Genomic DNA, 12,325 nt, shown 5'->3' on the forward strand with positions numbered 1-12,325 from the left:
TCTACGGAGAACGGGTTGCCTTTTTATTACTGTTATTTTGTTGACAGGGAAACAAAATAACGTTATTGTTTTGTTGACGAGGAAACAAAAAGATAACTGTCGAGGAGAATATCCAAATGTCCAAATTCAGATCACACAATGAACGGAATACAGAACGAACCATCAATAAACACGCTTTGATATTCGGTCTTATCTCTGTGTTTCTTTGCGGGATAGGCTTCAGTATCATAATGCCTGTCGTTCCATTTTTAGTGCAGCCTTATACAAGCAATCCGGGAGAACAAGCTATAGCCGTAACGCTTCTGACCTCTGTATATGCCGTTTGCGTGTTTTTCGCGGCCCCCGTACTTGGAGCTTTGAGCGACAAATATGGCCGCCGTCCAATGCTATTGGTTTGCCTTTTTGGTTCCGCAATCGGGTATATAGTTTTCGGATTGGGCGGAGCTTTATGGGTGTTGTTTGCTGGGCGCATAATAGAAGGTATAACAGGCGGAAGCATAAGCACGATCTTCGCCTATTTTGCAGACATCATTCCTCCAGAACAGAGAACCAAATATTTTGGATGGGTAAGTGCGGTTGTTGGAATGGGCACCGTCATTGGCCCCGCTCTAGGCGGATTTCTTGCCAAGTTTGGTTATTCTGTACCCATGTATTTTGGAGCCATAATAACATTATTGAATGTTGTTTATGGAATCTTATATATGCCTGAGAGCCTTGACAAAAATAATAGACTGAAAGAGATTCCCTTTGTAAGGCTGAATCCTTTTACACAGCTGGTGAACGTACTTTCCATGAAAAACTTAAAAAGGCTGCTGGTCTCAGCGTTCTTGCTTTGGATCCCCAACGGATCTTTACAGGCAATTTTTTCACAATTTACCATGGACACTTTCAGTTGGAAGCCTGCACTAATCGGACTTATGTTTTCAATCATGGGCTTCCAGGACATCATTTCGCAAGGTTTCATAATGCCAAAGCTTTTGAAAACATGCAGTGATAATCAGATAGCCATCCTTGGAATGGTTTCGGAGATCATAGGCTACAGTTTTATTGCACTATCTGCATTATTTTCATTCTATCCTCTTTTTATTGCGGGGATGTTTATATTTGGGTTTGGTGATTCGGTCTTCGGTCCTTCATTCAATGGGATGCTCTCGAAGTCTGTCGATTCCAGTGAACAAGGAAGGATTCAAGGAGCCAGCCAATCTATTCAGGCTTTCGCAAGAATGATTGGGCCTCTCATTGGCGGTCAAATCTATGTAACATTTGGTCATGCTGCACCCGCTTTTATGGGGATGATCCTTATAGCAGCGGCAATAGCGGTTTTGCATAAGGGTACGTAGGCGTATAGGTAAATTGCCATCATTGTCTAACTTAGTGCAGCCGATTCATGATCCACTAATGGCGGGAGGCACCCTCGATACTGAAAATTAATGATTGGAGTTTCCTGCCCATTTTAGTTGCTTGTCTTTGCTTGTAAACTTCTTCTGTGTAATACACTCTTTTGCCGATAGAAAAACAGCCGCTAATCATATACGATTAACGGCTGTTTTTTCCTTGCCTCATTTAACTAACTGGGTCTCTCCATAATTGTGGAGCCTTTTTTATTATGGACATGTACTTGATTACGACCAGCTCGTTTTGCTGAGTATAAAGCTTCATCTGCTTTATGTAAAAGCTGATGTAGTGTTTCCCCTGTCCCGAACGTTGCCTCGGAAACCCCGCAGCTTATTGTAACAGAAATCATCTCATCAGCAGTACTTAAAGGATTTGTCTCTATAAACCTACGCAACTGATTAGCTAAGGTTTCGCCTTCTGATACCGTCCCCTTCAGTGCAAGCACGAACTCTTCACCGCCATAACGAGCAAAGAGAATATCTTCACTCAATTGCAATTGACAAGCGCTTACTACATGTTTTAGTAATTGATCACCAACATTATGACCATAAGTATCATTCACTCTTTTAAAATAATCTATATCAATTAAAATGATCGTAAATGGCAGGGAAACCTCTTTTGCTGGAGGAAACACTTTCTCGCATTTTTCAAAAAATGCCCGACGATTATAAATTTGTGTAAGCTCATCATGATAAGCTAGATGCTCTAATTTCATCTGCAGTCTTTTAAGCTCCGTGATATCCGTGAAAATAATCAATGAGCCTACAATATTACCAAGATGCAATGAAGAAGTACGAACTTGATAAATATGTCTGGAATGATCGATAGCTAATTCTATTTCACAAGTAAACGCATTATTCCCTAACTTTAAAGGAAATGAGTCTCCTGATGTTAGTTTGAACCAAATCTTAGCAAAATCCATACCAAACAAGGATTCATTCAATTTTGGAAACATGCTTTTACACGCTTTGTTAAACTCAATTAAACGATAGGATTCATCCAATACAATAACACCATCATTGATACTATTGAAAATCGTATCTTTTGCGATGGGCATGAGAGTAAACATACGTGATGAGCTAATGGACCATAAATATAAAAGCGAAGAAATCCATAAAACCATTGGTACTGGATCGAATCCTGGGGGAGTTAATCCAAGTAAGTATATAAAAGCTGTTAGCATAGGGAGAAATTGGCCACAAATTAACGAGAATATTTGCAGTCGATAAATCTTGGCCGTCTCTTTCCAGTGAGAGAGTAATAGTAAAAAAGCTACAAACATACAAGCAAATGTGAAAACACCATGAATCATATACCATATTCCTATCTCTTGGTGAATATATGGAGCTCCCAAAGCTGGGTCAATTTCAAATATTCTATAATGAAAATGATGTAAATCATTCGTGGCAACCATTATTAAACTAATAAAAGGGATAGTAAGAAGAAAAACACCCATTTTTCTTGTGATTTTTATTCCTAGATACTGCATGATAAACATTAAACCTAAAGGTGGAGAAAAGGGCATGCCAATATATTCAATGATCGTCCAGAACTTTATTTGTTCAAGTGTTGTCGCCATTAAGCAAAAAGCAGAAGCGAAACAATATATCGTAATGGAAGCAGAGTAAAGAACAAAAAAATTAGCAATATTGGTATAGTTATATCGCTTGAAAAAAACAAATAGGCATAAATACAAATTAAGTACTCCTGAGGTACAGATTACAGTAATAAAAGCAGTCAATTGTGAATTCACGGTTATAAACCCCATTTTGAATAAAACTTTATCCTAAATGTAGCATACATGAAAATAAATGGGGAGATTTTGTAGAATAACTTCTTTATAGCGTTATTGTTAAAAAAGGGGATTGTTTAGAGGACGTAGCCAACAGACTACTAATCCTAGGGATCCTATTTCTTGTGATGACTTCCCGTCAAATCTGGATTATTCTACTCTATCGAATCAAAGTCAGATAGATACGATAATCATTTTCTTAGTAAAAAGGAAATGGTTTTCAAAAAAACGTGATTACCGCTATTGGGAATATGAAGGTTATATAAAACAGACTATAAAAATGCAGAGGATACATGACAAAATGTGCCCCTGCATTTTTAGAGTAGAGAAAGCAATGATACACGTAAGAATTGGCTTACTTTACATATACTTTGCAAGCCAGTCAAATCATGATTGTTGGTTCAGTGGTGATTGTGATATTCCTGTAACAAACATTTTCTACAATGGATGTGAAGTGGAAGACTTCAAAAAACAAGTTTAGGAGCGAACCTAATGAAATCCATGAAAATTCTGCTATCCATTATATTGACAATGATGATACTAGCCGTCTCGGGCTGCAGTACGATGCAACAGGAGGAAGAAGATGAACCACAATTAATTGCTAACAAATCAAATGGGAAAATGGCGTTTTGGGATAAACAGAAAAGAGGAGCGAATTTTATGAATTCCACATCTTTACCCGAAAACTACAAAGCGGCGAAGGAGTTCAATATAGAATTTATTCGCTTGGCTCCGGATAAATGGGCAAAGGATCGTGACTTCCTGTTCAATGACAAGCCTGATGTTCATCCTGAAAGAGATTTTCTGATAGGTAGTGCAAATGAATACGAAGGGATCGTTGAGGAGGATTTTGCAGAGTTGGAGGCAGATCTCGATGCTGCGTATGAACGGGGATCAAAAGTTGTCCTGACAGTGCTTAGTCTTCCGGGCAACCGTTGGAGGCAGTTCAATCATTATGAAAATGATGATCGTATTTGGAAAGATACTAAGTATCATGAACAATCTGCATCATTTTGGAGAGATCTTGCACAGAGATTGAAGAATCATCCGGCTGTGGTAGGCTATAACCTGATTAATGAACCACATCCCGAAACAGCTACAGGTTTCGGTGATTTTTGGACAGAGGATTATCGGGAGTGGTATAACAATGTAGAACATACAGCAGCCGATTTAAATGAATTGTATAAAACGATCGTCGATTCTGTTCGAACGGTGGATAAAGAAACACCCATAATCCTTAATTCGGGTCTGTATGCAACGCCATGGGCATTTGAATATTTAAAACCGATTAAGGACGATAAAGTTTTATATGCGTTCCATATGTATGAGCCATATGAAATGACCAGTCAAAATAAACGAAAAGGATTTACCTATAAATATCCTGGGCCGGTAGTAGTGGGAGAAAGGCAAACGGAGAAAGTGTTTAACAAAAATGCATTAGAGGAATTTTTGGAACCTGTAACGAAATGGTCAAAACAAAACAACATACCAGCAAATCGAATTATCGTCGAAGAATTTGGCATAAATCGATTAGTGGAAGGCTCAGATAAATATATGGCTGACCTCATTTCAATTTTCAACCAATATGGATGGCATTGGGCCTTTTATGCATTCCGTGAAGATACGTGGGAAGGGATGGATTATCAACTCGGGAATCAGGCGCCAAATTGGAAATACTGGGAGGCGCTGGAGAATGGAGAAAAGCCAAACCGAGAAGAAATAGAAGTAAATAATCCGATTTGGAATGTGTTGAAAAAGGAATTAAAGGGAAATTAACTTCGATTTGTAATAAAACATAAAAAAAAGTGAAGTCTTAATAATAAGGTTTCACTTTTTTGATGGTATAAGGAGAGTTTTTAATGAATATTTTGATAGCTGATGATGAAAAACGATTGACAGACATATTGAAGACTTATTTTGAGAAGGAAGGATTCAATGTGTATGTTGCATACGATGGCGATGAGGCTCTGAGCCTCTTCTTTTCCCATAAAATCGATTTGGTTGTACTCGATTGGATGATGCCAAAATTAAACGGCATGGAAGTCTGTTCTGAAATAAAGAAAGTGAGCTTGGTGAAAGTGGTGATGCTTACAGCAAGATCATCCAATGATGATGAATTCCGTGCTCTGGATATTGGTGCCGATGAGTATATACGTAAACCATTTGACCCGCGAATTTTGATCATTAGAGTCAAAAAAATGCTTGGTTTGGAAAAAACAGTCAGAATCAGGGATTTAAAAATGGATTACCTGAAAATGAAAGTATACAAAAATGGTAAAGAGGTCAAGCTCTCCAAAAAAGAGTTTGAGTTGCTGACATTTTTGTATAAAAATAAAGGTCAGATTTTGGCTCGTGATACGTTGTTATCAATGGTATGGGGGATGAGCTATATCGGCGAAGAAAGAACAGTCGACACTCACATCAATAGATTGCGCGACAAGATTGGTGCCGATAATATCCTCACGCATAGGGGATTGGGGTATAGCTTTCATGATAAAGAGCAATAAAATAAGCATTAAGCTATTATCGATGGTCAGCATCATAATGGTTATCGTTTTCGGTGCTTCCTATTTATTGAACAACTATTTTCTATCTGATTATTATTTGTATAAGATGAAACAAAAACTTACATCAACTTATGATGAAATAAATGAAATGAGTATCAGTGAAATAAGGGAAATGAAAAGTTCCATTGAAAATATTAACAATGTCACGATTGTCGTCATCGAAAACAAAGGGAATATCGATGATTTGAATGAGCGGATGCAATTTAGTCTATATAAAGAGAAAATTCCATTGAACAAGTTTTGGATGTCCGAGGATACATTAAAAAAAGTAAGCGAGGGCATTCCAGTCAAACAGCTTTATAACCAAGGGAAAATTAAATCCAGCTTGCTTACACTATTATATGAGCAGGAGGGACATCTGGTTTTAATCGGGGCAGTTATCGTCCATAACTCCGATGCCATGAAAATTATCAATCAATTGTATTTTTACTCCATCGCTTTCGGGACCATCATTACGTTATTGTTGGTTGCCTATTATTCCAAAAAAATCATTACTCCATTGGAAAAGCTGAAAAGCGTGGCGAAAGATATTGCCAATTTGGACTTTAAACAAGTACATATAAAGTCAGGTGATGAAATTGAAGATCTATCTCACATTATCAATGATATGAGCTGTCGCTTGAAAAATGCCCATCTGCAATTGGAACAGAAAAATCAAAATTTGAATTCCTTGGTATCTAACATATCCCATGAGGTGAAGACACCTTTATCATTAATACAAGCCTATACAGTTGGTATAAAGGATGGCTTAGATGATGGTACATATACGAATGTCATTCTAGAGCAGGTGAAGAATACTTCTGATATGGTGGACCACTTAATTCTGCTTGCTAAAGTGCAGGCACTGGATATCAGCACGGAAACGTTTGATTTAAGAGCGTTTCTTCAACAGTTAATTGTTCACTATAAAATCTTATTGAGTAATAAAGGCATGGAAGTGCGCGAGGACTTGGCTTCAGCCGGGAATTGCATGGTGAAAGCAGATAAAAGCCAAATGGATATCGTCTTCAAAAACCTCATTGCCAATGCGATTAAATATGGGGAAGAGGCTTTTATTTTCATAACTTTGAACAATGAACCCGACGGCAGTTTGAAATTCGAAATAATAAATAAAACAACGATAGTTAAAAAAGAACATTTACAAAATATATGGAATTCTTTTTATGTTATAGAAGAATCGAGAAATAAAGAAATTTCCGGAACGGGTTTAGGCCTGGCAATAGTGGCCAATATATTGGCAAAAAATGATGTAAGATACGAAGCAACTTTAAAAGGAGAGAACATTCACTTTACGATCTGGTTTGAAACACAGTGAATCATCACCACATTGGTGATACTTCAGTTTGTAGACAAGAGGGGGTTCGGAATTAAAAATTCCGAACCCCTTTTTAAATTATCTTCGAATGTTCGCTGGATTTTAGAGATCAGGGCTCTACTAGCCCCCTTTGTTAGGAAAGTTTTGGACCTTGCCATGTCCAATTGGTAATCTTTTTTACATTCATGGAAGCGAAAGTAAGCATCGCCTGCATCGACAATTTTCGCATAGACAGGTTTTACATCTTGATGATGACGCAGATGATCAGACCTTCCACATGTGTTTGCCAGATATGCCGTGTCCTTGATGAATTTTGCTGTTTGTACATCGTGATAAAGATGAGCAGGTTGCACAGGTGTGTTGGGGCGATTTGTACTCACGATAGCCACCTTTATTCGTTATTGAGTAGGTTAATAGCGGACGTGAAGTCAATGGCAGCCTATATTTTTCCAACCAAATAGTTCCGTGGCACCAATTGATCTAACGTAATCATTTCAAGTTGATCTTGCTGAACAGAATTATGTTTAGAAGGCATCCTCATCACCTCAAGTTTTAATCCTCCTATTTTAAAACAAAAATGACTCGAGGTAAAAGGGTTCCATCTAAAGGTAAAACAAAGTTGATTGGAACGGAAGGTACGAGACTCCTGCGGGAAAAGCGCGTCTAGGGGAGACACCGTAGGCGTAATGCGCCGAGGAGGCTTCCCGACCGCCCGCGGAAAGCGAGTGCCTGGAGTGGAAAGCTCGTCAACATTGGTGATGCTTTTTTTTGTCATAATTCTGTGACATATCGGAGGTACTATATACATCATAAATGAAATGTCATTTATTTATTAAATCCGACGATCGAAATAAAGGAATGAAAGGGTGGGGGAACTGTGAGAAGAGCGAGAGTAGGGAAAATTATTATTTTTACTTTAATATTGATAGCAGCTCTGAAAGTAACAAAACATTTTGACATAAACTCGGTTTCTACAGAAAAAATGATGGAAATTCAAAAAGTGGTAGATGAAACAAGTGTCGGGAAAATACAAGTGGATTGGAAAGAGGTAGCTGCCATTGCAAGTGTGGAATATGGAATAGACGCAATGTCAACGGCCGAATTAGAAAAGACGACAAACCTATTCATGGAGAAGAGGAAGAACCAATACCGATTGAAGGAAATGGATGAAGTGTATGAAGCACTGGGTTATGATGCAAAACAAAAAAAGGAAGTTAAAGCTTATTTGAAGCATTTAGATGCTGTGATTGATTTTTCAATGAAAAAAGAAGATAGCGTGCAAATGAATTTCATTTCAAGCTTAAAGGAGGGAGCCATAGAAAATTATAAAGAGTATGGCATTTTGCCTTCTATTACAATTGCACAAGCTATTTTAGAATCAGGTTGGGGAAAATCGGATTTGTCAGTGAAGTATAACAATATCTTCGGGATAAAAAGTTATAACTGGGATGGAGAGTCGGCCAATATTAGGACGAGCGAATTTCTTGATGAGGAAATTCAAGCGGATTTTAGAGTGTATGATACGATTTCCGATTCACTCAAGGATCATTCAGTCTTTTTAACAGAAAATCCCCGATATGAAAAGCATGGTTTATTTTCTTCTAAAACGTATATCGAGCAGGCAACAGCTCTTCAGAAAGCGGGGTATAGTACAAAAGAAAATGAAGCCGGAAAGAAAATATATAGTGAGTTATTAATAGAATTGATTAGGCAGTATCAATTACAAGTGATGGATAGTGAAGCGCATCTTAAATATGGTTAATGTGTAAGCGTATGTAGTGATAGGTAAATCTGTAACGCGAAAAATCAAAAAGCGTTTTTGTCGGTATCTGAAGGGGCGGGGTGACCATGAAAAAATTACTGGTCGATCTTTTTTCAAATGCCAGGGGAGGACTTACTGGTGCGTGGGACTTCATCCGGAACAAACCTGTCCGTCCCTTGTATGCTAGTTAGCGATGTGCCACATCGATGGTGAGGGTATAAAATTGGGAGGCAGGAGTATGCTAATATACGTAAATAAGCTGCCGCGGGAGGTGAATCAGTATGAGCAATGCTGCAAGAGGTTCCAAAAAAAATAAACCAAATGATGCAAACCATGTGAATGCCGAGACGAAAGCAAATCAGAGACGAAATTCAGAAAAGAATAACCAAGACAATAAGGATAAGTAAGCATATTGGGAGGCTTCAGTAGCGACTGCTTTTTTGAACCAAAAAATTGCATCTCATATAGAATTTTTTTCTAGAGAACTGATAGATCGACATCGGTTCTCTTTTATTAATTCATCACTTGAAAAAGAAGGTCATTTCTTTGCGTAAAATATCTAGGGTAATTACGATGATTAACCCGTTAATAAAAATATACAAAATACGGAAATCGTGAACGGAGACATAATAATTATATATTCATAAATAGACCTCGTCAGAATACATTTTTTCTTATACCACAAAAAGGTAGCTAAACTGTTTTCCTTGAATAAGAACCCAATTTCCCATATGGGTTCAATTCAAGATCGGGCCTGGGTAACCAGCCTTGTCTGTATGATGCTCTTCAATGCTTAGATCATGACAACTTTTAAAACATTAGGCAAGCTTCATCTGCAGCTTGGGCTAATTTGAAATACCCCTCATATTAAATTTCTTTCTGTATTGAATGGGGGAATAACGCTTATGCTCTTTAAATCTCCTAATGAAATAACTGAAATTCTCAAAACCGACCATAAAAGAAATATCCAAGACTTTTAAATCACTGCTTTTTAGCAACTCGGCCGCTTTTTCACATCGATATTCATTTATATACGTTATGGGCGTTTTACCGATTGCCTGATGAAAATATTTTGAAAAATAATTTTTATTCATATTTAATAGTGAGGCTAAGTCTTCAAGCAATATTTTTTTATCGTAATGATCCTGGATATAGGTGATTACTTTTTTTATGTTTTCCTGTTTTTCTTTTACGTTTGTTTGTAATTCCCAAAAAAGCTTTCGCTCAAAAAGCGCTAAAATAATTTCCAGTAACATGATTTTAATACTTAATGCAGATAATTCCATTGCAATGTGATTAGTTTTAATAATGGTTATTAACTTATCAACGATATATTTCGTTAACGGCCCGTCAATTTGAGTGGAAGAAGGGAACCGTAAATACCCCTTAGTTATAGGTGTGATAATGGAATTTTGGCTGGTATCCGGATAGTCAAAATTCAATATTTGCGGATGAAATACGATAGCATGATGAATCGAGGGACCGGTTGACGTAATTTGGTGCAAGTCACCGGAATTAATGAAAATAAACTGTCCCTTCACAACCTCTACCATATCCGAATTTACCGTAACTTCAATAACACCTTCCTCAACAAAGATAAATTCCAATTCCTCATGCCAATGATAGCCTACATGATAATCCCGTTCTCTGACCTTACTGTATATATGCAAGGGAAATGATGCAGTACCATGAGCGGAGTTTTCTTTTAAAGCTGACTTTTTCATATTACATCCCCTAAAGTGAAAATAGTGTTATTTCTTTTGAAAAAAGTGCAAGAAGTAATTATGTATAATCATTATACTTAAAATGTAAGCGCATTACAAAGGGGAGAAAAAAAGTGAAAGAAAATCAACAAAAGTGGTGGCATAAAAGTGTCATTTATCAAATCTATCCTCGAAGCTTTTATGATAGTAACGGTGACGGAATTGGCGATATAGAAGGGATCATACTCAAATTAGATTATTTGGAAAAATTGGGGATCGATGTTATTTGGCTGAGCCCCGTTTATGAATCTCCCAATGTAGATAATGGTTACGATATTAGTGATTACTATTGCATTTTATCTGAATTCGGCACGATGCAAAATATGAATGAATTGCTACTGGAAAGTGAAAAAAGAGGTATAAAAATCATTATGGATCTAGTAGTGAACCACACTTCAGATCAGCATCCTTGGTTCGTTGAAGCGAAAAAATCCAAAAATAATCCAAAAAGAGATTACTACATTTGGCGCGATCCGGTGAATGGTCAGGAGCCAAATGAACTAAAATCCAATTTTGGTGGATCAGCTTGGGAATATGATGAAAATACAAACCAGTATTATTTACATTTCTATAGCAAACAGCAACCTGATTTGAATTGGGAGAATGCAGAAATGAGAAATAGTATATGGGACATGATGAATTTCTGGATAGATAAAGGCATAAGTGGCTTCCGCATGGATGTAATCGATTTAATCGGGAAAGACCCTGATCATCTAATAAAAGAAAACGGTTCCAAATTACATGATTATTTGCAAGACATGTATAGAAATACTTTCGGAAACCATGATTTACTCACAGTCGGGGAAACATGGGGAGTCACAACGGAGAATGCTAAATTATACTCTGATCCTAAAAGAAAAGAATTAAATATGGTCTTTCAATTTGAACATATGCAATTAGATAAGGTACCAGGGAAACAAAGATGGGATTTAAGGAAGTTGGAATTAGTAGAGTTAAAAAACGTGTTAAGTAAATGGCAATACGCTCTTGATCAAGAGGGGTGGAATAGCCTATTTTGGAATAATCATGACTTACCGCGGATTGTCTCCAGATGGGGGAATGACCGTGAATATAGGGTAGAGTCAGCAAAAATGTTGGCAACGCTTTTACACGGTATGAAAGGTACTCCGTATATTTATCAAGGTGAGGAAATTGGCATGACTAATGCAGCTTTTACCTCCATTGAAGATTATATTGACATTGAAACTCAAAATATCTATAAAGAACGAATGGCTGCAGGTTTTAATGAAGAAGAAATAATGAAATCGTTTTATATGAAAGCAAGAGACAATGCCAGGACCCCGATGCAGTGGTCTGATGACAAGCATGCAGGTTTTTCCGAAGGTAAACCATGGATGAAAGTCAATCCTAATTACACTTCTATTAATGTTGAAAACGCCCTAAATGATTCAAATTCCATCTTCTTTCACTATCAACAACTAATTAAGCTGAGGAAGCACAATAATACGCTTGTGTATGGATCTTATAAGCTTCTTGATTCCGAGGATAAAAGTATTTATGCGTATGAACGGATTTTAAAGAATAAGAAGCTCTTAATTGTTTGTAACTTTTATGAGCATGAAAAAGAGTTTTGCTATCCGATTACTCATCAATCAGAAGTAGAAATATTAATAAGTAATTATATTGACTCTGGTTCAGATATCAAGAATATAAAGTTACGGCCGTATGAGGCAATTATCTATGAAATAAGTGAAGGGGAGGCTTGAAGAA

The 12,325-nt window shown here is 37.1% G+C and carries 10 protein-coding genes; 7 read left to right on the forward strand and 3 right to left on the reverse strand.

The window, feature by feature from the left end; genetic code table 11:
• Positions 1–116 precede the first annotated feature (116 nt).
• Positions 117–1,340, forward strand: a complete 1,224-nt coding sequence (locus MHI53_RS10475; protein WP_340373421.1) for an MFS transporter — start codon at positions 117–119, stop codon at positions 1,338–1,340.
• Between the two features lie 227 nt (positions 1,341–1,567).
• Here the strand turns inward: MHI53_RS10475 and MHI53_RS10480 are convergent, their stop codons facing one another.
• Positions 1,568–3,148, reverse strand: coding sequence for a histidine kinase N-terminal 7TM domain-containing protein (locus tag MHI53_RS10480; protein WP_340373422.1), 1,581 nt, complete (start codon positions 3,146–3,148; stop codon positions 1,568–1,570).
• A gap of 603 nt (positions 3,149–3,751) precedes the next feature.
• On the opposite strand from MHI53_RS10480, the gene MHI53_RS10485 reads away from it, so the two are divergent.
• The 3 genes from MHI53_RS10485 to MHI53_RS10495 all read left to right on the forward strand — a co-directional run bounded on the left by MHI53_RS10485 (position 3,752) and on the right by MHI53_RS10495 (position 7,069).
• Complete coding sequence (locus tag MHI53_RS10485) at positions 3,752–4,963, forward strand: cellulase family glycosylhydrolase (protein WP_340373673.1); 1,212 nt, start codon at positions 3,752–3,754, stop codon at positions 4,961–4,963.
• Positions 4,964–5,046: 83 nt separating this feature from the next.
• Positions 5,047–5,694 (forward strand): response regulator transcription factor, encoded by a 648-nt coding sequence (locus MHI53_RS10490; protein ID WP_061141624.1) that lies wholly within the window; start codon positions 5,047–5,049, stop codon positions 5,692–5,694.
• Complete coding sequence (locus tag MHI53_RS10495) at positions 5,678–7,069, forward strand: HAMP domain-containing sensor histidine kinase (RefSeq protein ID WP_340373423.1); 1,392 nt, start codon at positions 5,678–5,680, stop codon at positions 7,067–7,069. The genes MHI53_RS10490 and MHI53_RS10495 overlap by 17 nt, the downstream gene beginning before the upstream one ends.
• 23 nt (positions 7,070–7,092) lie before the next feature.
• On the opposite strand, the gene MHI53_RS10500 is transcribed toward MHI53_RS10495, so the two are convergent.
• Positions 7,093–7,449 (reverse strand): hypothetical protein, encoded by a 357-nt coding sequence (locus MHI53_RS10500; protein WP_061141622.1) that lies wholly within the window; start codon positions 7,447–7,449, stop codon positions 7,093–7,095.
• A gap of 497 nt (positions 7,450–7,946) precedes the next feature.
• Between MHI53_RS10500 and MHI53_RS10505 the strand changes: the two genes are divergently transcribed.
• Both MHI53_RS10505 and MHI53_RS10510 read left to right on the forward strand, forming a co-directional pair.
• Positions 7,947–8,831, forward strand: coding sequence for a glucosaminidase domain-containing protein (locus tag MHI53_RS10505; RefSeq protein WP_340373424.1), 885 nt, complete (start codon positions 7,947–7,949; stop codon positions 8,829–8,831).
• A 281-nt stretch (positions 8,832–9,112) separates the two neighbouring features.
• Positions 9,113–9,238, forward strand: a complete 126-nt coding sequence (locus MHI53_RS10510; RefSeq protein ID WP_340373425.1) for a hypothetical protein — start codon at positions 9,113–9,115, stop codon at positions 9,236–9,238.
• 438 nt (positions 9,239–9,676) lie between these two features.
• On the opposite strand, the gene MHI53_RS10515 is transcribed toward MHI53_RS10510, so the two are convergent.
• Positions 9,677–10,555 (reverse strand): AraC family transcriptional regulator, encoded by an 879-nt coding sequence (locus MHI53_RS10515; RefSeq protein ID WP_340373426.1) that lies wholly within the window; start codon positions 10,553–10,555, stop codon positions 9,677–9,679.
• A 113-nt stretch (positions 10,556–10,668) separates the two neighbouring features.
• Here MHI53_RS10515 and MHI53_RS10520 point away from each other — a divergent pair, with 113 nt between their 5' ends.
• Positions 10,669–12,321: an alpha-glucosidase gene (locus tag MHI53_RS10520; RefSeq protein WP_340373427.1), complete on the forward strand. Its 1,653-nt coding sequence runs from the start codon at positions 10,669–10,671 to the stop codon at positions 12,319–12,321.
• The last annotated feature ends 4 nt before the right edge of the window (positions 12,322–12,325 follow it).

It is taken from the genome of Peribacillus sp. FSL E2-0218, assembly GCF_037992945.1.
Taxonomy (GTDB): domain Bacteria; phylum Bacillota; class Bacilli; order Bacillales; family DSM-1321; genus Peribacillus; species Peribacillus simplex_B.

Bases quoted from the DNA above. Each gene is read 5' to 3' on its own strand.
- MHI53_RS10485 (WP_340373673.1), top strand. From the start codon at position 3,752: ATGCAACAGGAGGAAGAAGATGAACCACAATTAATTGCTAACAAATCA.
- MHI53_RS10475 (WP_340373421.1), top strand. From the start codon at position 117: ATGTCCAAATTCAGATCACACAATGAACGGAATACAGAACGAACCATC.
- MHI53_RS10490 (WP_061141624.1), top strand. From the start codon at position 5,047: ATGAATATTTTGATAGCTGATGATGAAAAACGATTGACAGACATATTG.
- MHI53_RS10515 (WP_340373426.1), bottom strand. From the start codon at position 10,555: ATGAAAAAGTCAGCTTTAAAAGAAAACTCCGCTCATGGTACTGCATCA.
- MHI53_RS10495 (WP_340373423.1), top strand. From the start codon at position 5,678: ATGATAAAGAGCAATAAAATAAGCATTAAGCTATTATCGATGGTCAGC.
- MHI53_RS10510 (WP_340373425.1), top strand. From the start codon at position 9,113: ATGAGCAATGCTGCAAGAGGTTCCAAAAAAAATAAACCAAATGATGCA.